General features: G+C 74.3%; 19 protein-coding genes and 2 pseudogenes. 13 read left to right on the top strand and 8 right to left on the bottom strand.

Going from position 1 to position 22,619, the window contains the following annotated elements:
* Positions 1-62: 62 nt before the first annotated feature.
* Together ACFP3U_RS34970 and ACFP3U_RS34965 are read right to left on the bottom strand one after the other, a co-directional pair.
* Complete coding sequence (locus ACFP3U_RS34970) at positions 63-527, bottom strand: Lrp/AsnC family transcriptional regulator (protein WP_344345500.1); 465 nt, start codon at positions 525-527, stop codon at positions 63-65.
* A 237-nt stretch (positions 528-764) separates the two neighbouring features.
* Positions 765-1,688, bottom strand: a complete 924-nt coding sequence (locus tag ACFP3U_RS34965; protein ID WP_380229800.1) for an NADP-dependent oxidoreductase — start codon at positions 1,686-1,688, stop codon at positions 765-767.
* A gap of 201 nt (positions 1,689-1,889) precedes the next feature.
* Between ACFP3U_RS34965 and nadA the strand changes: the two genes are divergently transcribed.
* Positions 1,890-3,074 carry a quinolinate synthase NadA gene (gene nadA, locus ACFP3U_RS34960; protein WP_380229799.1) on the top strand — a complete coding sequence of 395 codons (1,185 nt, stop codon included), beginning with the start codon at positions 1,890-1,892 and terminating at the stop codon, positions 3,072-3,074.
* A 117-nt stretch (positions 3,075-3,191) separates the two neighbouring features.
* Here nadA and pspAA read toward each other — a convergent pair whose 3' ends face one another.
* Positions 3,192-3,485, bottom strand: a complete 294-nt coding sequence (pspAA, locus tag ACFP3U_RS34955) for a PspA-associated protein PspAA (RefSeq protein ID WP_380229798.1) — start codon at positions 3,483-3,485, stop codon at positions 3,192-3,194.
* Positions 3,486-3,562: 77 nt separating this feature from the next.
* Positions 3,563-4,369, bottom strand: coding sequence for a PspA/IM30 family protein (locus tag ACFP3U_RS34950; protein ID WP_380229797.1), 807 nt, complete (start codon positions 4,367-4,369; stop codon positions 3,563-3,565).
* A 299-nt stretch (positions 4,370-4,668) separates the two neighbouring features.
* Between ACFP3U_RS34950 and ACFP3U_RS34945 the strand changes: the two genes are divergently transcribed.
* Together ACFP3U_RS34945 and ACFP3U_RS34940 are read left to right on the top strand one after the other, a co-directional pair.
* On the top strand, positions 4,669-5,268 hold the full coding sequence (locus ACFP3U_RS34945) for a DUF3043 domain-containing protein (protein WP_380229796.1): 600 nt from the start codon (positions 4,669-4,671) through the stop codon (positions 5,266-5,268).
* 335 nt (positions 5,269-5,603) lie between these two features.
* Positions 5,604-6,299 carry a class I SAM-dependent methyltransferase gene (locus ACFP3U_RS34940; protein ID WP_380229801.1) on the top strand — a complete coding sequence of 232 codons (696 nt, stop codon included), beginning with the start codon at positions 5,604-5,606 and terminating at the stop codon, positions 6,297-6,299.
* 73 nt (positions 6,300-6,372) lie between these two features.
* Here ACFP3U_RS34940 and ACFP3U_RS34935 read toward each other — a convergent pair whose 3' ends face one another.
* Positions 6,373-6,576, bottom strand: coding sequence for a hypothetical protein (locus tag ACFP3U_RS34935; protein ID WP_380229795.1), 204 nt, complete (start codon positions 6,574-6,576; stop codon positions 6,373-6,375).
* Positions 6,577-6,758: 182 nt separating this feature from the next.
* Between ACFP3U_RS34935 and cobU the strand changes: the two are divergent.
* From cobU to ACFP3U_RS34900, 7 genes and pseudogenes are all read left to right on the top strand, one after another.
* Positions 6,759-7,307 (top strand): annotated as a pseudogene (cobU, locus tag ACFP3U_RS34930) (bifunctional adenosylcobinamide kinase/adenosylcobinamide-phosphate guanylyltransferase); the annotation flags it as partial.
* 72 nt (positions 7,308-7,379) lie between these two features.
* Complete coding sequence (locus ACFP3U_RS34925; RefSeq protein WP_380229794.1) at positions 7,380-8,495, top strand: nicotinate-nucleotide--dimethylbenzimidazole phosphoribosyltransferase; 1,116 nt, start codon at positions 7,380-7,382, stop codon at positions 8,493-8,495.
* A gap of 125 nt (positions 8,496-8,620) precedes the next feature.
* Positions 8,621-9,409, top strand: a complete 789-nt coding sequence (locus tag ACFP3U_RS34920; RefSeq protein WP_380229793.1) for an adenosylcobinamide-GDP ribazoletransferase — start codon at positions 8,621-8,623, stop codon at positions 9,407-9,409.
* A gap of 301 nt (positions 9,410-9,710) precedes the next feature.
* The gene (locus tag ACFP3U_RS34915; protein ID WP_380229792.1) at positions 9,711-11,216 is read left to right on the top strand and encodes a leucyl aminopeptidase; all 1,506 of its coding nucleotides are present in this window, start codon (positions 9,711-9,713) and stop codon (positions 11,214-11,216) included.
* Between the two features lie 388 nt (positions 11,217-11,604).
* Complete coding sequence (lpdA, locus tag ACFP3U_RS34910) at positions 11,605-13,011, top strand: dihydrolipoyl dehydrogenase (RefSeq protein WP_107053413.1); 1,407 nt, start codon at positions 11,605-11,607, stop codon at positions 13,009-13,011.
* 60 nt (positions 13,012-13,071) lie between these two features.
* Positions 13,072-14,886 carry a 2-oxoglutarate dehydrogenase, E2 component, dihydrolipoamide succinyltransferase gene (sucB, locus tag ACFP3U_RS34905; protein ID WP_380229791.1) on the top strand — a complete coding sequence of 605 codons (1,815 nt, stop codon included), beginning with the start codon at positions 13,072-13,074 and terminating at the stop codon, positions 14,884-14,886.
* Between the two features lie 196 nt (positions 14,887-15,082).
* Positions 15,083-15,598 carry a DUF4240 domain-containing protein gene (locus tag ACFP3U_RS34900; protein WP_380229790.1) on the top strand — a complete coding sequence of 172 codons (516 nt, stop codon included), beginning with the start codon at positions 15,083-15,085 and terminating at the stop codon, positions 15,596-15,598.
* Positions 15,599-15,673: 75 nt separating this feature from the next.
* Here ACFP3U_RS34900 and ACFP3U_RS34895 read toward each other — a convergent pair whose 3' ends face one another.
* Both ACFP3U_RS34895 and ACFP3U_RS34890 read right to left on the bottom strand, forming a co-directional pair.
* Positions 15,674-16,714, bottom strand: a complete 1,041-nt coding sequence (locus tag ACFP3U_RS34895; RefSeq protein WP_380229789.1) for a DUF2510 domain-containing protein — start codon at positions 16,712-16,714, stop codon at positions 15,674-15,676.
* Positions 16,715-16,854: 140 nt separating this feature from the next.
* On the bottom strand, positions 16,855-17,364 hold the full coding sequence (locus ACFP3U_RS34890; RefSeq protein WP_380229788.1) for a GNAT family N-acetyltransferase: 510 nt from the start codon (positions 17,362-17,364) through the stop codon (positions 16,855-16,857).
* Positions 17,365-17,460: 96 nt separating this feature from the next.
* On the opposite strand from ACFP3U_RS34890, the gene ACFP3U_RS34885 reads away from it, so the two are divergent.
* The 3 genes from ACFP3U_RS34885 to ACFP3U_RS34875 all read left to right on the top strand — a co-directional run bounded on the left by ACFP3U_RS34885 (position 17,461) and on the right by ACFP3U_RS34875 (position 21,559).
* Complete coding sequence (locus ACFP3U_RS34885; RefSeq protein ID WP_380229787.1) at positions 17,461-18,366, top strand: TIGR01777 family oxidoreductase; 906 nt, start codon at positions 17,461-17,463, stop codon at positions 18,364-18,366.
* Between the two features lie 467 nt (positions 18,367-18,833).
* Positions 18,834-20,162 carry an FAD-dependent oxidoreductase gene (locus tag ACFP3U_RS34880; protein ID WP_380229786.1) on the top strand — a complete coding sequence of 443 codons (1,329 nt, stop codon included), beginning with the start codon at positions 18,834-18,836 and terminating at the stop codon, positions 20,160-20,162.
* Between the two features lie 164 nt (positions 20,163-20,326).
* Complete coding sequence (locus tag ACFP3U_RS34875) at positions 20,327-21,559, top strand: cation:proton antiporter (protein WP_380229785.1); 1,233 nt, start codon at positions 20,327-20,329, stop codon at positions 21,557-21,559.
* Between the two features lie 62 nt (positions 21,560-21,621).
* Here ACFP3U_RS34875 and ACFP3U_RS34870 read toward each other — a convergent pair.
* Positions 21,622-22,619 (bottom strand): annotated as a pseudogene (locus ACFP3U_RS34870) (regulator); the annotation flags it as partial.

Below are 22,619 nucleotides of genomic sequence, written 5' to 3'. Positions count from 1 at the left end.
GAGGTGCGTGCCCCGGCGTCGGCCCGCAGGCGGGGGTTTGAAGACGGGCCCTAGGACAAGAGCTACCCGATCAGCTGGGAGAGGACGACGGAGGAGCGGCTGCGCTGGACGCCGGGCTCGCGGCGGATCCGCTCGATGACCGCCTCCAGGTGGCGCATGTCGGCGGCCCGCAGGTGGACCAGGGCGTCCGGGTCGCCGGTGACCGTCCAGGCGGCGACCACCTCGGGGAACTGGCGCAGGCTGGCGAGGATCTCCTCGGGGGCGGTCCGTTCGCGGCAGTAGACCTCGACGAAGGCCTCGGTCTGCCAGCCGAGCACCGAGGGGTCGAGCACCACGGTGAAGCCGCGGACCACCCCGCGCGCCCGCAGCCGGTCGATCCGGCGGCGCACGGCGGTGGCGGAGAGGTTCACCTGGAGGCCGATCTCCGCGTAGGAGGCGCGGCCGTCGCCGGCCAGCCGGGCGAGGAGGAGGCGGTCGGTCTCGTCCAGGGAGGCCCCGACCGTCTCGTGCGCTCGGCTGCTGCTCATCGGTGCGGGGCTCCACGGGTCGTGCGGCGTTGGGATCGGGGGCGGGGGCGGGATCGGGGGCGGGGGCGGGACGGCCACCGCCGGGAAGCGGCGGGGGCCCGCCGAAACGGTTCGGCACCCATTCTGGCGGATGACAGGAGCGAGCTCACCGCTGGCGGATGACGGAACGGGGGCTTCCGTCCGTCGGTTCCGGTACGCCGCCGGTGGTCGCCGGACCACCGCTGGCGCGCCACCGCGTCAGGCGGTGAGCAGGACGATCTTGCCCCGGGTGCGGCCCTCGGCGCTGAGCGCCTGGGCGGAGGCGGCCTGGGCGAGCGGGAAGGTGGAGGCGACGGTCACGGTCAGCCGCCCCTCGTCGGCGAGCGCGGCCAGCTCGGCCAACCCCGCGGCGTCCGGGCGGGCCCAGACGTACCGGCCGCCGCGGGCCTTCACCCCGAAGTCGGCGACCGAGGCGATCCGCGCCGGGTCGGCGACCAGTCCGGCCGAGACCTCGACGGCGTCCCCGCCGACCAGGTCGAGCGCGGCGTCCACACCCTCCGGGGCCAGCGCCCGGACCCGGTCGGCCAGCCCCTCGCCGTACCGGACCGGCTCGGCGCCGAGCCCGCGCAGATAGGCGTGGTTGCGCTCGCCGGCGGTGCCGATCACCCGGGCGCCGAAGGCCCGGGCGAGCTGGACGGCCAGGTGGCCCACCCCACCGGCGGCGGCGTGCACCAGGACGGTGTCGCCGGCGCCCACGCCCACCGCCCGCAGCGCCTGGAGGGCGGTCAGCCCGGCCAGCGGCAGTCCGCCGGCCTGCGCCCAGTCCAGCGCGGCCGGCTTGCGGGCCAGGGTGCGGACCGGCGCGGCGACCAGTTCGGCGTAGGTGCCGTGCTCGACCGCGTCCTTGCGGACGTAGCCGTAGACCTCGTCGCCGGGGGCGAACTCGGTGACCCCGCCGCCCACCGCGCGGACCACGCCCGCCGCGTCCCAGCCCGGCACCAGCGGGAAGTGCGCGTCGAGCAGGCCGTCCAGCCGCCCGTCGCGCACCTTCCAGTCGACCGGGTTCACCCCGGCCGCCCTGACCTGCACCAGCACGGAGTCCGGGCCGACCTTCGGGTCGGGCAGGTCGGTGTACTCGACCACCTCGGGGCCGCCGTAGCGGCGGATCACGATTGCCTTCATGCCACCAGCGAAACCCGGCCGGGCCCGGATCCCGTTCCGGCCACGCCGGAGGCGCCAGGGAAGGCTCCGAACCGGCGAGCGGTTCTCGTCACATCGACAGGATGGCCATCGTCACTCTGACGCTAACCGGTTATCATAGATTGCGTCAGATAGACGAAAAGGCCGCACCACTTGATCGGCCGCACAGAAGGGCACTCGCCCGTGACCACCACCATCACCGAGACCTACGGCGTCGACCCCACCCCGACGCCGCTCGCTCTGCTGCTGCTCGGCCGCGAGGCCGACCCGAACAGCGAGCGCGGCGTCGAGTGCCCCGGCGACCTCCCCCCGGCCTCCGACCCGAACCTGGTCGAGCGCGCCCGCGCCGCCAAGGCCGCGCTCGGCGACCGCGTCTTCATCCTGGGCCACCACTACCAGCGCGACGAGGTGATCGAGTTCGCCGACGTCACCGGCGACTCCTTCAAGCTCGCCAGGGACGCGGCGGCCCGCCCGGAGGCCGAGTTCATCGTCTTCTGCGGCGTGCACTTCATGGCCGAGTCGGCCGACATCCTCACCGGCGAGAACCAGCAGGTCGTCCTGCCGGACCTCGCCGCGGGCTGCTCGATGGCCGACATGGCCACCGCCGAGCAGGTCGCCGAGTGCTGGGACGTGCTGACCGACGCCGGCATAGCCGACGTGACCGTCCCGGTCTCGTACATGAACTCCTCCGCCGACATCAAGGCCTTCACCGGCCGGCACGGCGGCACCATCTGCACCTCCTCCAACGCCCAGCGGGCGCTGGAGTGGGCGTACGAGCAGGGCCAGAAGGTGCTGTTCCTGCCCGACCAGCACCTCGGCCGCAACACCGCCGTGCGCGACATGGGCTTCTCGCTGGACGACTGCGTCGTCTACAACCCGCACAAGCCCAACGGCGGCCTGACCGTCGAGCAGCTGCGGGACGCCCGCATGATCCTCTGGCGCGGCCACTGCTCGGTGCACGGCCGGTTCACCCTGGACTCGGTGAACGACGTGCGCGAGCGGATCCCCGGCGTCAACGTCCTGGTGCACCCGGAGTGCCGGCACGAGGTCGTCTCGGCCGCGGACATGGTCGGCTCGACCGAGTACATCATCAAGGCGCTGGACGCCGCCGAGCCCGGCTCGAAGTGGGCCATCGGCACCGAGCTCAACCTGGTCCGCCGCCTCGCCAAGGCGCACCCGGACAAGGAGATCGTCTTCCTGGACCGCGCGGTCTGCTTCTGCTCCACCATGAACCGGATCGACCTCCCGCACCTGGTCTGGGCGCTGGAGTCGCTGGTCGAGGGCCGGGTGCCGAACGTGATCACCGTCGACCCGGAGACCGAGCGGTACGCCAAGGCGGCGCTGGACCGGATGCTGGCCCTGCCGTAGCGGTTCGCCGCGGCCGGTCCGCACCGGTTCGCCGCGGCGGACACCGCGGACACCGACAAGGGCGGGCCCCCTCCGTGCGGAGGGGGCCCGCCCTCGGTGTCTGGCGCGAGACGGCGGCTACTCGGGAATGCCCGGGATGAGACCGTCGCCCTCGGCCCGCAGCAGCTCGCGGACCTGGTCGATGGTCGCCTCGACGTCCGGCAGGATCAGGTCGGACGGTTCCAGCGAATCGTCCGGCAGCGGGGTGCCGAACGTCTTCACGGCGCCGAGCAGCTCGACGAGCGCCCGGCGGAAGTGTTCCTCGTCCCCCGACTCCAGTGCGGTGAGAAGCTCGTCGTCGAGCTCGTTGAGCCGGTTCAGGTGGGTCTCGCCCACCTCGAACTGCCCCTCACCCATGACCCTCATGATCATGCCGTGCGTCTCCCTGTTCCTGGGGATGTTCCCGGAGGTGTTCCCGGGGTGGAGCTCAGGTCAGATGCCGATCGTCTTCACTTGTTGTAGTTGATCCGCGGGTTGTCCTGCTGCTGCGGCGCGGCGTCCTGCGGGCGGCCCTGCTCGATCGCCTGCGGGCCGGCGGCCGGCGAGCCGCCCGTCAGCTCGGCCTTCATCCGGGCCAGCTCCAGCTCGACGTCGGAACCGCCGGCCACCCGCTCCAGCTCGGCCTCGATGTCGTCCTTGCGGCCGAGACCGCTGGCGTCGTCGAGCGCGCCGGAGGCCAGCAGCTCGTCGATCGCACCGGCCCGGGCCTGCATCTGCGCGGTCTTGTCCTCGGCCCGCTGGATCGCGAGGCCGACATCGCCCATCTCCTCCGAGATTCCGGAGAAGGACTCGGCGATCCGGGTCTGCGCCTGGGCCGCGGTGTAGGTGGCCTTGATCGTCTCCTTCTTGGTGCGGAAGGCGTCGACCTTGGCCTGCAGCCGCTGGGAGGCGAGCGTGAGCTTCTCCTCCTCGGCCTGGAGCTGCTGGTACTGCACCTCCAGGTCGTTGATCTGGGACTGCATGTTCGCCTTGCGGGTCAGCGCCTCGCGGGCGAGGTCCTCCCGGCCGAGCGAGAGGGCCTTGCGGCCCTGGTCCTCGTACTTCGCCGACTGCTGCTGCAGCTGGGTCAGCTGGAGCTCCAGGCGCTTGCGCGAGGTGGCCACGTCCGCGACGCCACGACGCACCTTCTGCAGCAGCTCAAGCTGCTTCTGGTACGAATAATCGAGCGTCTCACGCGGATCCTCCGCCCGGTCCAAGGCCTTGTTCGCCTTGGAGCGGAAGATCAGCCCCATACGCTTCATGATTCCGTCGCTCATGGGCCTCGGGTGCCCCCTTCTCCGGCCTGCGGTCTCTGTCTCTTACCAGACACGACGAGTGTATGTGCAGCGAGCCCGTCGCCGCAGTGCACCTGCCTGCAACAAGCCTGCTACAGCTCGGTCCCGGGAACCTCATCCGCGGGGTGGATCCCGCCCTCATTCCACCCGCCGGTCAGCGGAGTGATCCCCTACGGGAAACCCCCGGAGCACCCCGGCGCGGCCGGTCCGGGACGCGATCGATACCCGTTCGGTTCCCGGGCGACCGGAAGAACCTCCCGCGCACCCCGTACGCTGGTGGTGTGTTCCGACGCCGTTCAGATGATGCCGCCGCCTCCGCCGCCGTGCTGGAGAAGCAGGACGAGAAGACCCAGGCCCGCGACCCGCAGGCGAAGAAGGGCCGGCCCACGCCCAAGCGCAGCGAGGCCGAGGCCCACCGCCGCACCCGGGTCACCGTGCCCAAGGACCGCAAGGAGGCCTCCCGCCAGGCCCGCGAGCGGATGCGCTCCGAACGCGAGAAGCAGCGCCAGGCGCTGATGGACGGCGACGAACGCCACCTGCCGGCCCGTGACAAGGGCCCGGTACGGAAGTTCACCCGCGACTACGTGGACGCCCGCTGGTCGCTCGCCGAGTTCTTCCTGCCCGCCGCCGTCCTCATCCTGGTGCTCAGCATCGTGAAGGTGCCGGCCCTGCAGCTGCTCTCCACGCTGCTGTTCCTGCTCTTCTTCGTCCTGGTGATCCTGGACTTCGTCCGGCTGGGCCTCGGCCTGCGCAAGCAGCTCGCCGAGCGCTTCGCCGGGCAGAACACCCGCGGCGCGGTCGCCTACGGCCTGATGCGCATCCTGCAGATGCGCCGGCTGCGACTGCCCAAGCCGCAGGTGCGGCGCGGGGAGAAGCCCTGACCGCCGAACCGGTGGACTCCGGCTGGGCCCCTCCCCTGTGGGACGGGCCCGGCCTGTACGCGCTCCCCGGCCAGGGCGGCGGCGGCCACGACCGGCTCCACCCGGAGCGCGGCGGGTACGAGCGGCCCGGCCAGGAGCGGACCGGTCACGAGCTGACCGGGTACGACCGGACCGCGGACTACCGGACTACGGACGAGCGGGCCGCGGACGACCGCGCCGGGTACGACCGCGCCGGCCACGAGAAGCGGCTGCCCTCGCGCAGCGGCGCCTTCGCCGGCGCCACCGGCCCCTCGCAGGGGCGCTCCGGCACCCTGCGCAACCTCGTCCGGCAGGAGATGGTCGCCCGGCAGCTCGCCGAGCAGCTCACCGGCCGCACCGCGCAGCGCGTCCTCGACATCGGCTGCGGCCAGGGCACCCAGGCCCTGCGGCTGGCGCGGGCCGGCCACTACGTCACCGGCATCGACTCCGACCCGGCCGCGCTCGGCGCCGCCCAGGAGGCGCTCGCCGAGGAGTCCGAGGCCGTCCGGGAGCGGATCCAGCTGCTCATCGGCGACGGCCACCAGTGCGGCCGCTGGTTCGGGGCCCGCAGTTTCGACGTCGTGCTCTGCCACGGCGTCCTGATGTACCTGCCCGACCCCGATCCGATGATCGCCTCGCTGGCCCGGCTGCTCGCCCCCGGCGGGCTGCTCTCGCTGGTGGTCCGCAACCGCGACGCGCTCGCCCTGCGGCCCGCCGCCGCCGGCGACTGGCGGGCCGCCCTGCACGCCTTCGAGAGCGACCGGTACTACAACCGGCTCGGTCTGGCGGCCCGCGCCGACCGGATCGGCGACCTCGCCGTCACCCTCTCCGAGGTGTCCGTGCCGCTGCGGCACTGGTACGGCGTCCGGGTCCTCACCGACAGCGCCCCCGACGACGCGCCGCCCGTGGACGGCCGGCAGCTCGCCCAGCTGCTGGAGGCCGAGGAGCGGGCCGGCCGCACCGACCCGTACCGGCAGGTCGCCGCGCTGCTGCACGTCATCGGGATGAAGTAGCCCCGGTACCGGCTGACCGTTTGGCACCCCCGGCCGCTCGCGCGATCGCGAGCGGCCCCCCGCACGGGCCGGATCAGCCCTCGTGCAGGCTCATGGAGTAGATCTCGCGGCCGTCGTCCAGCAGCACGGCGCGGTCCACGCCGTCCTCGGCCAACTGCTTCCAGTTCTCCCCGATCCAGGTCTCCGCGTCCCCCTGGCCGGCGAACTCCTCCGCCTGCCCGTTGCCCGGGGCGACCTCGCTGCCGTCCGCCTTCTCGTACCGCCACGTCCAGACCATGCCCGGCTCCTCCCGCCGACGACCAGCGATGCGCTGTGCTGCGCACCCTAGGTCCTCTCTTTCGGATCACGCCAGGCGGTCGTGATCCGAAAGAGAGGACCTGCCCTCAGGTTGCCCGGCCGGATCTTCGGTATGCGCGGTGCGCGAGGATGGGGTGCATGACACCTGACGCCGCGCTCCCCCGCACCCTCGTCCTCGGCGGCGCCCGGTCCGGCAAGTCGACCAGGGCCGAGCAGCTGCTCGCCCGGCACGCCGACGTGCTGTACGTGGCCACCAGCGGCACCCGGGACGGCGACGCGGAGTGGGCGCAGCGGGTCGCGCTGCACCGGGACCGGCGTCCGGCTAGCTGGCGCACCGTCGAGACCTGCGACCTGGAGACCGTCCTGGCCGACACCGCCGATCCGGCGCCGGTGCTGATCGACTGCCTGGCGCTCTGGCTCACCGCGGTGATGGACGAGTGCGGCGCCTGGGACGACGAGGTCTGGCGGGACGGCGGCGAGGCTGCGGTGCAGGGGCGCTGCACGGCGCTGGCGGAGGCCTGGGCGGGCACCCGGCGGCAGGTCGTGGCGGTCAGCAACGAGGTCGGCATGGGCGTCGTCCCGGCCACCGCCTCCGGCCGGCGGTTCCGCGACACCCTGGGCCGGCTGAACATGGCGGTCGCCGACGCCTCCGAGCGTGTGCTGCTGGTGGTGGCGGGGCAGGTTCTCACCGTCAAGCCCGCCGTCGGCTGAACACCTGCACCCCTCTTCGCTCCGGGGGCGCTCCGACCCGGTGCACACCCGCGGCGTGTAGCCTTCCGGACGATGGACACGACCGTGGATCTCGATACGTTCTCCTCGCTCGTCGAACGCCCCGACGAGAGCGCCCGGCGCGCCGCCGAGGAGCGGTGGCAGGAGCTGGACCGGCCGCTGGGCGGCCTCGGCAAGCTGGAGGAGCTGGGCGCCTGGCTGTCCTCCGTGCAGGGGCGCTCCCCGGTGCGGCCGCTGACGGCGCCCAAGGTGGTGCTGTTCGCCGCCGACCACGGGGTGGCCGGTCTCGGGGTGTCCCGGCTGCCCGCCCAGGGCGGGACGGCGGCGCGCGTACGGGCCGTGCTCGACGGCACCGCGCCGGTCGCGCTGCTGGCCCGGCGGTTCGGCGCCGAGGTGCGGGTGGTGGACGTCGCGGTCGACGCCGACGTCGCGGACTTCCCCGACGAGGTGACGGCGCACCGGGTGCGGCGCGGCTCCGGACGGATCGACGTCGAGGACGCGCTGAGCCCCGAGGAGACCGCCGCGGCGTTCCGGGCCGGGATGGCCGTCGCCGACGAGGAGGCGGACGCCGGAACCGACCTGGTGGTGCTGGGCGACCTCGGGGTCGGCTCGACCACGGTGGCGGCGGTGCTGGTCGGCGCGCTCTGCGGGACGGACGCGGCGGCGGTGACCGGGCGCGGCTCGGGCGTCGACGACCGGGTGTGGATGGTCAAGTGCGCGACCGTGCGCGACTCGCTGCGGCGGGCGCGGCCGGTGCTGGGCGACCAGCTGGCGCTGCTCGGGGCCACCGGCGGGGCGGACTTCGCCGCGATCACCGGGTTCCTGCTGCAGGCCGCGGTGCGGAAGCTGCCGGTGGTGCTGGACGGCGTCGTCTCGGCGGCCTGCGCGCTGGTCGCGCAGCGGATCGCGTTCCGGGCGCCGGAGTGGTGGCGGGCCGGGCAGACCAGCGGCGAGCCGGCCCAGGCGAAGGCGTACGACCGGCTGACCCTGACGCCGCTCCAGGAGCAGGGGATCACCATGGGCGAGGGCGTCGGCGCGCTGATGGCGCTGCCGCTGCTCCAGGCCGCGGCGGACACGCTGGCCGACCAGGTGCCGACGGCGTTCGTGCCGGCGGCGCCGAAGGAACCGGCGCGGCTGCCGACCGCGGCGGAGCTGCTCGGAAAGCTGTAGGGGCGCGCACGCGCTGGGGGCCCGGGATCCGTCGAGGGTGACGGATCCCGGGCCCTTTCGCCGCGCGCGCCCGCCGCGCCCCGGGCGGGCGGGCGGGTCGGGCGGGCGGTTCGGGCGGGCGGTTCGTGGACGGGAGTGGGTGGTCGGTGGTGCGGGACGGGCTGCGGTTCGCGTTCGGGACGCTGTCGGTGCTGCCGGTGCGGGTCGAGCGCTGGGACCGGGCGTCCGGAGGGCGGGCGATGGTGGCCGCGCCGCTGGTCGGCGCGGTGCTCGGGGCGCTCGCGGCGGGCGCGGGGGCGCTGGTCGCCTGGCGCGCGGGCGGTCTGCTCGGCGCGGTCGCGGCCGTCGGGGTGCTCGCGGTGCTCACCCGGGGGCTGCACCTGGACGGCCTGGCGGACGTCGCGGACGGCCTGGGCAGCGGGAAGCCGGCCGAGGACGCGCTGCGGATCATGAAGCAGTCGGACATCGGCCCGTTCGGCGTCCTCACCCTCGTCCTCGTGCTGCTCGGGCAGGTGGCCGCGCTGGCCGGCGAGTTCGCGCACTCCCCGGCGCGCGGAGCGCTCGCGGTGCTCACGGCGGCGGTGGCCGCGCGGTGCGCGCTCGCCTGGGGCTGTCTGCGGACGGTGCCGGCGGCCCGGCCCGGCGGGCTGGGCGCGATGGTGGCGAGCACGGTCGCGCCGGGGGCGGCGGCCGCCTCGACGGGCGGCGCGGCGGTCCTGCTCGCGCTCGCCGGCGCGGCCGACGGATGGTCAGCCCTCCTCCTGCCACTTGCGGTTGTGCTCGGCGTCGGCGCCGGGTGGCTGCTGCTGCGGCGTTGTGTGCGCCGGTTCGGCGGGATCACCGGGGACGTGCTCGGCGCGACGGCGGAGACCGCCGCGACCGGTGCGCTGCTGGCCCTCGCGCTGCTGCGCTGAGGAGGACGCCAAAGCCCCCGCGCCGAAAGGCGGTACACCGGGCGGCGCGTGATCCCAGCATGCGGACTACCATGCGGGGAGCACCGCAGCCCTGCACCGTCGCAGGTCCTGCCCGTCCGGCGCTCGTCGCGGCGCCGGGGCCTCTGGTGTGCGCGACCGCCGCGGCGGTGGGCGCGCGCAGCCAGGGGTCCCGGGTCCGGCGGACACCGGCCGGTCGGCCGGACCGGCGGCTCCGGGCTGCGCCGGTGCGGCACTCGCGCCGCGACCGGTCGTGGACCGCGATAAGAACAGGACGCATTACGTGACTGCATTGTCTGTGAGCACCTCCGCCGCCGCCTCGCTGCGCGCGGACGCCCTGGTGATCGGCGTGGCGAAGGGCGCCAAGGGCCTCGTGCTCGCCCCCGGCGCCGAGGCCGTGGCCGAGGCGTTCGAGGGCAAGCTGACCGAGGTTCTCGCCACGCTGGGCGCGTCCGGCGCCGAGGGCGAGGCCGTCAAGGTGCCCGCTCCGGCCGGTCTGAAGGCCGCGCTCGTGCTCGCGGTCGGTCTCGGCGAGGCCGCCGAGGGCGGGTACGAGCTGGAGGCCCTGCGCCGCGCCGCCGGTGTCGCCGCCCGCACCCTGGCCGGCAGCAAGAAGGTCGCGCTGGCCCTGCCGGCCGAGTCCGCCGAGGAGGTCGAGGCGGTCGCGCTGGGCGGTCTGCTCGGCACCTACGCGTTCGGCACCTACAAGGCCAACGGCAACGGCAAGGAGCCGGTCGGCGAGCTGCTGCTGCTCTCGACCCGCAAGGGCAGCAAGGACGCCAAGGCCGCCGTCGAGCGCGCCCTGGTCGTCGGCGAGGAGATGAACCGGGCCCGCGACCTGGTCAACACCGCCCCGAACGACCTGAACCCGAAGTCCTTCGCCGCGCTCGCCCAGGCGGCCGGCAAGGAGCACGGCCTCAAGGTCGAGGTGCTGGACGAGAAGGCGCTGCTCAAGGGCGGCTTCGGCGGCCTGCTGGGCGTCGGCAACGGCTCGGTCAACCCGCCGCGGCTGGTGAAGGTGGCCTACACCCACCCGAAGGCCAAGGCCACCCTGGCGTTCGTCGGCAAGGGCATCACCTACGACTCGGGTGGCATCTCGCTGAAGCCGGCCGGCCACAACGAGACCATGAAGTGCGACATGGCCGGTGCCGCCGCGGTGTTCGCCGCCGTCGTCGCCGCCAAGCGCCTCGGCCTCCAGGTCAACGTCACCGCCTGGCTGGCGCTGGCCGAGAACATGCCGTCCGGCTCGGCCACCCGCCCGGGTGACGTGCTGCGGATGTACGGCGGCAAGACCGTCGAGGTGCTGAACACCGACGCCGAGGGCCGTCTGGTGCTGGCCGACGCCATCGTGCGGGCCGGCGAGGAGAACCCGGACGTCATCGTCGACGTGGCGACCCTGACCGGCGCGATGATCCTGGCGCTGGGCAACCGCACCTTCGGTGTGATGGCCAACAACGACGAGCTGCGCGAGAGCCTGCACACGGCCGCCGGCGAGGTGGGCGAGCCGTCCTGGCCGATGCCGCTGCCGGCCGAGCTGCGCAAGGGCATGACCGAGTCGACCATCGCCGACCTGGCCAACATGGGCGACCGGATGGGCGGCGGCCTGGTGGCCGGCCTGTTCCTGAAGGAGTTCGTGGCCGAGGGCGTCGACTGGGCGCACCTGGACATCGCCGGCCCGGCGTTCCACGAGGGCGCGCCGTTCGGCTACACCCCGAAGGGCGGCACCGCGACCGCCGTCCGCACCCTGGTCCGCTTCGCCGAGCAGACCGCGGCGGGCGCCAAGGCCTGACGGCCGGGCACGACCGCGGACGGGGTCCGGCGCACGCGCGCCGGGCCCCGTCCGGCGTTCCGGGCGGGTTACCTGCCAGTAGGGGACGCGGACGCGCGCCGCACCTCTGTTCGCTGCGGGCGAAACTTTGTTCCACAGTGCGGAACCGTCGGCCCCGAGGGGCTCGGGAACCCTCCTCGCGCCCCCTGTCAATATCGCCCTGAGCTGCGACGATGCCCCTTCGTCCGAGGTATTCCCACCCCTGCGGCCACCCCTCGGGACACCCCTGGGGCGGACCCGGACATCAGCCGCCGCGAACAAGTGCGAAGATGTATTTCCGGCACGACTGGGCGCCCCACAAGGGCTTCCGACCCACCGGACCGCGACCGGCCCGGCGATCCACACCCCATTGCATGGAGGACGTGACGTGGCGAACGACGCCAGCACCGTTTTCGACGTAGTCATTCTCGGAGGCGGAAGCGGCGGTTACGCCGCGGCGCTCCGCGGCGCCCAGCTGGGCCTGAGCGTCGCCCTGGTCGAGAAGGGTGAGCTCGGCGGCACCTGCCTGCACCGCGGCTGCATCCCGACCAAGGCGCTGCTGCACGCGGCCGAGATCGCCGACGAGACGAAGGAGGCCGCCGAGTTCGGCGTGCTGGCCACCTTCCAGGGCATCGACATCAACGGCGTCCACAAGTACAAGGACGACGTCGTCGCCGGCCTGTACAAGGGCCTCCAGGGTCTCGTGGCGTCCCGCAAGGTCACCTTCGTCCAGGGTGAGGGCAAGCTCTCCTCGCCGACCTCGGTGGACGTCAACGGCCAGCGCATCGAGGGCCGCCACATCATCCTGGCCACCGGTTCCGTGCCGCGCTCCATCCCGGGCCTGGAGATCGACGGCAACCGCGTCATCTCCTCGGACCACGCCCTCAAGCTCGACCGCATCCCGAAGTCGGCCGTCATCCTCGGCGGCGGCGTGATCGGTGTCGAGTTCGCCTCCGTCTGGAAGTCGTTCGGCGTCGACGTCACCATCGTCGAGGCCCTGCCGCACCTGGTTCCGCTGGAGGACGAGAACTCCTCCAAGCTGCTGGAGCGCGCCTTCCGCAAGCGTGGCATCAAGTTCGAGCTGAAGGCCCGCTTCTCGGGCGTCGAGTACACCGAGACCGGTGTGCGCGTCTCCACCGAGAACGGCAAGCAGATCGACGCCGACCTGCTGCTCGTCGCCATCGGCCGCGGCCCGGTCTCGGCCGGCCTCGGCTACGAGGAGAACGGTGTCGCGATGGACCGCGGCTACGTCCTCGTCGACGAGTACATGCGCACCAACGTGCCGACCGTCTCGGCCGTCGGCGACCTGGCCCCGACCCTCCAGCTCGCCCACGTCGGCTTCGCCGAGGGCATCCTGGTCGCCGAGCGGCTGGCCGGCCTCAAGCCGGTGCCGATCGACTACGACGGCGTCCCGCGCGTGACCTACTCCAACCCCGAGGTGGCCTCCGTCGGCATCTCCGAGGCCAAGGCCGTCGAGCTGTACGGCAAGGAGAAGGTCGTCACCGTCAAGTACAACCTGGCCGGCAACGGCAAGAGCAAGATCCTGAAGACCGCCGGCGAGATCAAGCTCGTCCAGGTCAAGGACGGCGCCGTGGTCGGCGTCCACATGGTCGGCGCCCGCATGGGCGAGCAGGTCGGCGAGGCCCAGTTGATCTACAACTGGGAGGCTCTGCCGGCCGAGGTCGCGCAGCTCATCCACGCGCACCCGACCCAGTCCGAGGCCCTGGGCGAGGCGCACCTGGCGCTGGCCGGCAAGCCGCTGCACGCGCACGACTGATCGCGCCCACCACACCCCCCATCTTCCAGTTCGCAAGACTTGATAGGAGTCGCTGAAACCATGGCGGTCTCAGTAACACTGCCCGCGCTGGGCGAGAGCGTTTCCGAGGGCACCGTCACCCGTTGGCTGAAGGCCGAGGGTGAGCGCGTGGAGGTCGACGAGCCGCTGCTCGAGGTCTCCACCGACAAGGTCGACACCGAGATCCCGGCCCCGGCCTCCGGCATTCTGGCCTCGATCAAGGTCGGCGAGGACGAGACCGTCGAGGTCGGCGCCGAGCTCGCGATCATCGACGACGGCTCGGGCGCCCCGGTGGCCGCCCCGGCGCCGGTCGCCGAGGCCGCGCCGGCCGCTCCGACCCCGGTCGCGGAGGCTCCGGTCGCCGCTCCGGCTCCGGTCGCTCCGGCTGCCCCGGCCCCCGTTGCCGCTCCGGCCGCCCCGGCCGGCGACGCCACCCCGGTGCTGCTCCCCGCCCTGGGCGAGAGCGTGTCCGAGGGCACCGTCACCCGCTGGCTGAAGGCCGAGGGTGACACCGTCGAGATCGACGAGCCGCTGCTCGAGGTCTCCACCGACAAGGTCGACACCGAGATCCCGTCGCCGGTCGCCGGCACCCTGGTGAAGATCCTGGTCGGCGAGGACGAGACCGCCGAGGTCGGCGCCCAGCTCGCCCTGATCGGTGCCGCCGGCGCGGTCGCCGCCGCTCCGGCCCCGGCCGCTCCGGCTGCCCCGGCTCCGGTTGCCGCTCCGGCTCCGGCCGCTCCGGTGGCCGCTCCGGCTCCGGTTGCCCCGGCTGCCCCGGCTCCGGCTCCGGCTCCGGTCGCCGCCGCTCCGGCCGCTCCGGCTCCGGTTGCCGCTCCGGCTCCGGTCGCCCCGGCTGCCCCGGCCCCCGTTGCCGCTCCGGCTCCGGTTGCCCCGGCCGCGCCGGCCGCCCCGGTGGCCGACGCCGGTGACGCCTACGTCACCCCGCTGGTGCGCAAGCTCGCCGCCGAGCACGGCGTCGCGCTGGCCTCCGTCACCGGCACCGGTGTCGGCGGTCGCATCCGCAAGCAGGACGTCCTGGCCGCCGCCGAGGCCGCCAAGGCCGCCGCCGCGCAGGCCGCCCCGGTCGCCGCTGCCGCCCCGGCCGCCGCGCCGAAGGCCGCCGCCGCGCCGTCGGCCCTGCGCGGTCAGACGGTCAAGATGACCCGCATGCGCAAGGTCATCGGCGACAACATGATGAAGGCCCTGCACGAGCAGGCGCAGCTCACCAGCGTGGTCGAGGTGGACGTCACCAAGATCATGTCGCTGCGCGGCAAGGCCAAGGACTCCTTCCTCGCCCGCGAGGGCGTGAAGCTGTCCCCGATGCCGTTCTTCGTCAAGGCCGCCGCCCAGGCGCTGAAGGCCCACGCGGTCATCAACGCCCGGATCAACGAGGCCGAGGGCACCATCACCTACTTCGACTCCGAGAACATCGGTATCGCGGTGGACTCGGAGAAGGGTCTGATGACCCCGGTCATCAAGGGTGCGGGCGACCTCAACATCGCCGGCATCTCCAAGAAGACCGCCGAGCTGGCCGGCAAGGTGCGCGACAGCAAGATCACCCCGGACGAGCTGTCCGGCGCCACCTTCACCATCAGCAACACCGGTTCGCGTGGCGCGCTGTTCGACACCGTCATCGTGCCGCCGAACCAGGCCGCGATCCTGGGCATCGGCGCGACGGTCAAGCGCCCGGTCGTCATCGAGGCCGACGGCGGCACCGCCATCGGCATCCGTGACATGACCTACCTGTCGCTCTCCTACGACCACCGCCTGGTGGACGGCGCCGACGCCGCCCGCTACCTGGTGGCCGTCAAGGAGATCCTGGAGGCCGGCGAGTTCGAGGTCGAGCTCGGCCTGTAAGGCTCACCGCCGAGGGTCCTCCTCCGGCAGCACCGGAACCCCGCGTCGTCCCCGGACGGCGCGGGGTTCCGCGCGTCCGGGGGTCTGGGAGGGGCAGCGGGGGCTTCGCGCCGTTCCGGGTTTTTCGCGTGGTTCCGGGTGATTCACCCGCTCTTCGCATGCGCGCGTGCGGCCGAACAGGGATGCTGGAGCGGTGATGGACGAGACCGACTTCTGGCAGATCATCGACGACACCCGGGAGGCCGCCGAGGGCGACCCGGACGAGCAGGCGGACCGTCTGGTGGAGCGGCTCGTCGAGCTGACCCCGGACGACGTCATCGACTTCGCCCGGCTCTTCGAGGCCCGGTTCCAGCGCGCCTACCGCCACGACCTCTGGGGCGCGGCCTACCTGCTGCTGGGCGGGGCCTCCGAGGACTCCTTCGACTACTTCCGCTGCTGGCTGATCGGCCAGGGCCGGGACGTCTTCGAGGGCGGGCTGCACGAGCCGGACGACCTGGCCGACCTGCTGCCCGGGTTCGACGAGGAGGAGGACGGCGAGGCCGAGGACCTCGGCTACGCGGCCGACGAGGCGTACGAGCAGCTCACCGGGCTGCCGCTGCCCGAGGTGGGCGGGCGGCAGCCCGCGCAGCCGACCGGGGCCGGCTTCGACTTCGACGACCCGGACCTCATGGCGAAACGGTTTCCCAAGCTCTGGGAGCGGTACGGGGACTGACGCCGCCGGGACGCCGCCCGGAGCGGGCTGGCCGAGGGGCCTTCGTACAAAGCCCCGTCGGCCCGCCCGGGCGGCTCAGGTGGTGGAGCCGGCCGCCGTACTGGTGTCCTGCTTGATCCCCTTGAGGATCTGGTCCAGCACCGAGGGGTCGGGCGCGCCCGCGGCATCGTCCACCCCGCCCTCGAAGGCCACGAAGCCGCCGCCCTTGGCCGGGACGGCCACCATCAGGATGTAGCCCTTGCTGCCGTCCGCGGTGGTGACGTGCCAGCGCACCGCGTACCCGGCGATGCCCGCGACCGTGGTGCTGGACGAGCCCGCGTCGGTGTGGCCGGTGATGTTGTTGAAGATCGCCGCCGCGTAGGTCGGCATGGCCGCCTCGGCCGCCGCCCGGGCGGTGCTGCCCTCGATGGTCTCCTTCTCGACCGAGAACTGGCCGCGGATGCAGTTGCCGCCGCCGGGGCAGGTGTACTGGCCGGTGCCGAGGGAGACCGTGGCGCGGGTGCCGCCGGTGACCGCCTCCCAGCCGTCGAAGACCGGCACGGTGATGGCGTGCTGCGGGTCCGCCACGGTGTCCTTGAGCACCGGGACCTGCTTCGGCGGCGTGCTGGGCGGCGGCGGGGACGACCTGGTCGGGCTCGGGGCGGTGGCGCTCGGGCTCGGCGCGTCGGTGACGGTGACGGTGGCCACCGTCGGGGTCGGCTTGGCGGTGGGCCCGTCGCCGCCGCTGTTGAGCGCGATGGCCGCGACCACGCCGACCACGGCCAGGACCCCGACCGCGATGCCGACGGCCGTGCCGGCCTTCATCCGGTTCGGCCGGGCGGGCGGCGGATAGGCGGCCGGCGGGTAGCCGTAGGCCGGCTGGCCCTGCGCCGGGTAGCCGTACCCCGGCTGGCCCTGCTGCGGGGCACCGTAACCGTAGGACGGCGGCGTGGGCGTGGAGCCCCCCGAGGGGCTCTGCCAGGAGACCTGCGTCGGGGCGTCGGCAATCTGGCCGCCGCCCGCCTGGACGGGGCGCACGTCACTGGTCCAGGCCGCGCCGTCCCACCAGCGCTCATGACCGGCCGTGCCGTCCGCACCCGGTACCGGGTACCACCCGGGAGGCGTCGAGTTGCTCACGGCCGTAACCTACCCGTCCGGGTGACGCTCCAGACAGGGTGGGTCTGTCACGACTCTGCACCACCCGTGTACCGGATCTGACGTCTCGTCAGCACCTCCGGGGTGGGCGGCGCTGGCGGTGCGGGCGTGGGGACGGGCGGTCAGTCGGTCAGCCGCCGGGCCATCCAGATGTCGTCGACGTAGACGTCCCCGATCAGGAACTCCTCCGCGAGCGAGCCCTCGACGACGAAGCCGCAGCGCTCGTAGAGGGCGCGGGCCGGCGCGTTGTGGCCGAGCACCCGCAGGGTGATCCGGCGGGCGCCCTGCTCCCGGGCGGCCCCGCAGGCCGCCTCGACCAGCGCGACGCCGATGCCCCGGCCGCGGGCGGCGGTGTCGACCGCGAGGCCCTGGATCTGGCGCACGTGCCGGTTGCTGGCCAGCGGGGTCGGCGAGGCGACCCGGACGTAGCCGACGAGCCGGTCGTCGAGCAGGGCGAGGAGGAACTGGTCCGGGCTGTGGCGCTCGTCGAACACCCCCGCGTCCTCGGCGGGCTTCGGGGCGACCTCGGCCAGCGGGGTCCAGGTGGTGCGGTTGAGGACGGCGAGCTCCTTCTCGTCCTCGGTCCGGGCGGGGCGGATGATCAGCTGATCGGATTCGCGCATGCGCGGCATGCTAATCACCCTCCGCCGGGGCGTACACGGAATTCCCGCGCCCTCCGTGGACCGCCGGTCCGCGGCGGGCAGCCGCCCGGCTGCGAGGATGGGCCCATGAGAATCGCGGTCACAGGATCCACGGGACTGATCGGCTCGGCGCTCGTCCGCTCGCTGCTGGCGGACGGACACCAGGTGGTGCGGCTGGTCCGCCACCGTTCGAAGACCGGACCGCAGCCGGACGGCACCACCGCCATCGGCTGGAACCCGCTGCTCGGCCAGGTCGACCGGGCCGGGCTGGCCGGCGTCGAGGCGGTCGTGCACCTGGCGGGCGCCGGCGTCGGCGACCACCGGTGGACGGACGCCTACAAGCGGGAGATCCGGGAGAGCCGGGTACTCGGCACCGAGACCCTGGCCGCCGCGCTGGCCGGACTGGCCGAACCGCCGAAGGTCCTCCTCAGCGCCTCGGCCGTCGGCTACTACGGGCAGACCGGGGACCGGGTGATCGACGAGTCCGCGCCCGCCGGGGACGACTTCCTGGCGGAGGTCTGCGTCGAGTGGGAGGCCGCCGCCCGGCCGGCCGAGCGGGCCGGGATCCGGGTGGTCCACCCGCGCACCGGGCTGGTGCTCTCCGCCGCCGGCGGCGCGGGCGGCCGGCTCTTCCCGCTGTTCCGGCTGGGCCTCGGCGGGCGGCTCGGCGACGGCCGGCAGTACTGGAGCTTCATCTCGCTCGCCGACGAGATCGCGGCCCTGCGCTTCCTGCTCGACCGGGAGGACATCAGCGGACCGGTCAACCTGACCGCTCCGGAGCCGGTGACCAACGCCGAGCTGACGGCGGCGCTCGGGCGGGTGCTGCGCCGGCCGACGCCGTTCCCGGTGCCGCGGGCCGTGCTGAACGCGGTACTGGGCGAGCTGGCGGTCGAGGTGGTCGGCAGCCACCGGGCGGTGCCGCGCCGGCTGCTGGACGCGGGCTTCCGCTTCGAGCACCCGGACGTCGACTCGGCGGTGCGGGCGGCGCTCTGAGGCGGGGGGCGGCCGTCCACGGCGGGTCGGGCGGCGCTCTTCCGAGGCGGGGGCGGCCGTCTGCGACGGCCCACGGCGGTCTGCGGCGGGGTCGGGTGCGCGCGGTCGTGTCCGGCCCCGCCGCGTAGGCGCGCTACGACGTCCGCCCTGGCCACGGGCATATGCGGAGCGGAGCCCGAGCGGCTGCCGCGCAGGGCTCCGGAAGGGGGCGCACGGGAGCACGTCGTGGGCGCGTTGCGCGCCCCTGGTGACCGTGCGCGCCCGTACGGCGGAAAGGCGGCCCGAGAGGCGCACAGTCCGTGACCGGGCGGCCACCGGATGCGGCCACTCCCCTTCCCCGCCGGGTTCGGCACCGATGCGCTTGTCTGACCCTCGTACTGACGGGGCATCACACCGGTCGGACCGTGTCCCAGCACCTTGCTGCCTGCACCGGCCCGAAATTCCCGGGACCAGGGAGGGAGCCACCCGTGCCCACGTACGACTTCACTCGCCGCACCCGTCGACAGTCCGACCCGGACGTCGTCGTGGTGGGAGCCGGCCTCGCCGGCCTCGCCGCCGCTCGCGTGCTCACCGGCCAGGGCCTCGCCGTTCAGATCCTGGAGGCCGCGGACCGGATCGGCGGCCGAGCGGCCTCCCACGAGCTGGACGGCTTCCGGCTCGACCACGGCAGCCACCTGCTGAACACCGCCTTCCCCGAGCCGCGCCGCGCGCTCGACCTCGCCCGCCTCGATCTGCGCCCGCTCACGCCGGGCGTACTCGTGCACAACGGCGGGCGCCGGTACCGGGTCGGGGACCCGCAGCTGACCACCGCCCGGCAGGCCGCCGCCCGGGCGCCGCTGGGCAGTCCGCTGGAGAAGGCGCGCCTCGGCAGCTGGCTCAACCGCCTCGCCACCACCCCGCCCGCCCGGCTGAAGGCCCGGCCGGAGACCACCACCGCCCGGGCCCTCGGCGACCGCGGGCTCGCTCCGCGCACCGTCGAGGGCCTGCTGCGGCCGTTGCTCGGCGCCCTGCTGAGCGACCCCGCCCTCGGCACCAGCAGCCGGGTCGCCGAGCTGGTGCTCCGCTCCTACGCGCGCGGCCGGCTCTGTCTGCCCGCCGGCGGGATCGCGGCCGTGCCGGCCCAGTTGGCCGCCGCGCTGCCCGCCGGCACCGTCCGGACCGGGGTGCGGGTCACCTCGATCACCGCCGACGGCGTGGAGACCGCCGCCCACGGGCGGATCGGCGCGCAGGCCGTGATCGTCGCGACCGACCCCCGCTCCGCCGCCGACCTGCTGCCCGGCCTGCGGCTGCCGGACTTCCACCCCGTCACGACCTTCTACCACGCGGCCGACCGCACCCCGCTGGGCGAGGCCGCCCTGCTGCTGGACGGCGACCGGCCGGGCGGGCAGCCGTCCCTGGTGTCGCACTCGCTGGTGCTCAGCGAGCTGCACCCCTCGTACGCCCCGGCCGGGCAGGCGCTGATCGCCACCACCGTGCTCGGCCGCCGCACCTTCGACGCCGGCGGGCCGGCGGCGCTGGAACCGGCCGTGCGCGGCCGGCTGGCGGAGCTGTACGGCACACCGACCGGCGGCTGGCAGTTCCTGAGCGTGCGGCACCTGCCGGACGCGGTGCCCGCCATGCCGCCGCCGCACAACACCCGGCGGCCGGTGCGGCTGCTGGCCGGGCTGTACGTCTGCGGCGACCACCGGGACACCAGCAGCGTGCAGGGGGCGCTGGTGTCGGGGCGGCGCGCGGCGGAGGCCGTGGCGCGCGACCTCGGCCTGCCGGTCACCGTGCGGGAGGCGGAGGCCGCCTGACGGCGGCGACGCCGTGCCCCGGGGGTGTCCCGCGCGGGACACCCCCGGGGTGCGCGGCACGCCGCCCGGCTGCCCGGAAGGTGGCCGGGTCGCGTGCCAATATGCCGATATGACCGCTGATCGGACGATCTCCGCTCCCCCGTCGGCCACCCGGTGAGCGCCCGGTGAGCGCCGACTTCGAGGTCCAGCCGCTCTCGCTGATCCTGGTCCCCGCCGCCGCGGCGGCGGCTCCGCTGATCGCCGACCGACTGCTGCGGTGGATCGCCGTCCCCACCGTGGTGTTCGAGATCCTGCTCGGCGTGCTGATCGGCCCCGACGTGCTGAACTGGGCGCACGTCGACGACCTGGTCGACGCGCTCTCCCAGTTCGGCCTGGCCATGCTGATGTTCCTGGCCGGCTACGAGATCGACTTCGCCAAGCTGCGCGGCGGCCCGCTCCGCCGGGCCGGCACCGCCTGGCTGATCACCGTGGCGATCGCGCTCGTCGCCGGCGCGCTCGTCAACCCGGACCCGCTGGACGGCGCCTTCGCCGGGCTGGCGCTCACCACCACCGCCCTCGGCACCATCCTGCCGATCCTCCGCGACGCCGGCGAACTGCCCACCCCGTTCGGCGCGCTGGTCATGGCCACCGGCGCGGTCGGCGAGTTCGGGCCGATCATCGCGGTCGCCGTCCTGCTCAGCGGCAACAGCCCGGGCCGCACCGCCGTCATCCTGGCCGCCTTCGCGGTGATCACCGCCGTGGCGATCGCCGGCGCCCGGCGGCCGCGGCCCGCCTGGATCACCCGGCTGCTCCGGCGCACCCTGCGCACCTCCGGCCAGTTCGCCGTGCGCACCGTGATCCTGGTACTCGCGACCATGGTCGCCGCCGCGCTCTGGCTGGAACTCGACATGCTGCTCGGCGCGTTCACCGCCGGCATCGTCTCCCGGCTGCTGCTCTCCGACATCCCCGAGCACGCCGAGGAGGTCATCGAGGCCAAGCTGGAGGGCATCGGCTTCGGCTTCCTCGTCCCGGTCTTCTTCGTGGTCAGCGGGATGAACTTCGACCTGGACGCGCTGCTCGGCGATCCGGGCACGCTGCTGCTCGTCCCGGTCTTCCTGCTCCTGCTGCTGGCCATGCGCGGACTGCCCGCGGCGCTGCTCGCCCCCGCCGGGCTGGGGCGGCGCGACCGGGGCGCGCTCGGGCTCTACGGCGCGACCGCGCTGCCGCTGGTCGTGGTGATCACCACGATCGAGGTGGACGCCGGCCATCTGGCGTCCTCGACCGCGGCCGCGCTGGTCGGCGCGGGCATGCTCTCGGTGCTGCTGTTCCCGCTGGGCGCGCAGCGGCTGCGCGGGGACGTCCGGCCGCCGGCCGCCGGGGCGGGCGACCGGCCGCGGGTGAACGCCGAGAGCTGGTGAACGCCGGGAGTTGATGAACCTCGAAAACTGGTGACTCCGCCGGACGGCCGGAGCCCCCGGGTTCAGATCACCCCCGCCTGACGGGCCGTCTCCTCGAACGCCCGGGCCACCGGGCTGCCCCGGTACGGGGTGAGCCGGCGGTGGAAGTCGCGCACGTACTCCAGCGACCGGGCCGAGCGCATCTCCCCCGCCGCGCGCAGCGCGTCGGTCGCCATGCCGCAGGCCTCGTCGAGGTCCCCCATGCCGAGCCGGGCGGTGGCCAGCACCAGCCGGCAGAAGATCCGGCTCCGGGCGTACGCGGGCGAGCGCAGCCGCAGCGACTTCTCGGCGTGCTGGGCGGCCGTCCGCCACTGCTGGAGGTCCCGGTAGCAGTGCGCGAACTCGTCGGAGAGCTGCGCCTCGTCGAAGAACCGCGCCCAGGCCGGCAGGTCGTCACCGGTGCGGGCCGCCGCCAGCGCCCGCTCGGCCCGGACCAGCGCCGTGGTGCAGGAGCGGACGTCGCCGAGCAGGCCGTGCCCGCGCGCCTCGGCGGCGTGCAGCAGCGCCTGCACGGTCGGCGGCACCGCCGTGCCCACGCCCTGCTGGGCGACCCTGGCCAGCTGGACGGCCTCCCGGCCGTGGCCGAGGTGCACGGCCTGCTGGCTCATCGTCACCAGGACGTACCCGCCGAGCGCGCGGTCCCCGGCGGCCTGGGAGAGCCGCAGCGCCTGGACGAAGTAGCGCTGGGCGAGGCCGTGCGCGGCGATGTCGAAGGACGTCCAGCCGGCCAGTCGGGTGAGGTCGGCGACGGCGCCGAACAGGGCGCGGCCGATCTGCTCGCCGTAGCGGCCGCGCAGCATCGGCTCGGCCTCGCTCTCCAGGTAGCGGACCAGCGCCTGGCGGGCGTGGCCGCCGCCGTAGGCGTGGTCCAGCGCCCGGAACAGGTCGCCGACGGCGCGGATGGCGGCGATGTCGCCGCGGCCGACCCTCAGCGCGGGGCGCGGCTCGCGGGCCGGGTCGTGGTACGGCGGCTCGACGGCGATCGGCGGGCGGCGGCTCTGGGTGGGCACCCGGGCGCCGG

Source organism: Kitasatospora misakiensis, from assembly GCF_042656005.1.
GTDB classification, from domain to species: Bacteria; Actinomycetota; Actinomycetes; order Streptomycetales; family Streptomycetaceae; genus Kitasatospora; species Kitasatospora misakiensis.
Note: the sequence above shows the minus strand (reverse complement) of the source record. Positions and strands in the feature narration are given on the sequence as shown.

Excerpts from the sequence above, each read along its gene's own strand:
- ACFP3U_RS34970 (WP_344345500.1), bottom strand. The coding sequence starts at position 527 with ATGAGCAGCAGCCGAGCGCACGAGACGGTCGGGGCCTCCCTGGACGAG.
- ACFP3U_RS34965 (WP_380229800.1), bottom strand. The coding sequence starts at position 1,688 with ATGAAGGCAATCGTGATCCGCCGCTACGGCGGCCCCGAGGTGGTCGAG.
- pspAA (WP_380229798.1), bottom strand. The coding sequence starts at position 3,485 with ATGATCATGAGGGTCATGGGTGAGGGGCAGTTCGAGGTGGGCGAGACC.
- ACFP3U_RS34940 (WP_380229801.1), top strand. The coding sequence starts at position 5,604 with ATGGTCGCCCGGCAGCTCGCCGAGCAGCTCACCGGCCGCACCGCGCAG.
- ACFP3U_RS34900 (WP_380229790.1), top strand. The coding sequence starts at position 15,083 with ATGGACGAGACCGACTTCTGGCAGATCATCGACGACACCCGGGAGGCC.
- ACFP3U_RS34885 (WP_380229787.1), top strand. The coding sequence starts at position 17,461 with ATGAGAATCGCGGTCACAGGATCCACGGGACTGATCGGCTCGGCGCTC.
- sucB (WP_380229791.1), top strand. The coding sequence starts at position 13,072 with ATGGCGGTCTCAGTAACACTGCCCGCGCTGGGCGAGAGCGTTTCCGAG.
- ACFP3U_RS34935 (WP_380229795.1), bottom strand. The coding sequence starts at position 6,576 with ATGGTCTGGACGTGGCGGTACGAGAAGGCGGACGGCAGCGAGGTCGCC.
- ACFP3U_RS34925 (WP_380229794.1), top strand. The coding sequence starts at position 7,380 with ATGGACACGACCGTGGATCTCGATACGTTCTCCTCGCTCGTCGAACGC.
- ACFP3U_RS34950 (WP_380229797.1), bottom strand. The coding sequence starts at position 4,369 with ATGAGCGACGGAATCATGAAGCGTATGGGGCTGATCTTCCGCTCCAAG.
- ACFP3U_RS34890 (WP_380229788.1), bottom strand. The coding sequence starts at position 17,364 with ATGCCGCGCATGCGCGAATCCGATCAGCTGATCATCCGCCCCGCCCGG.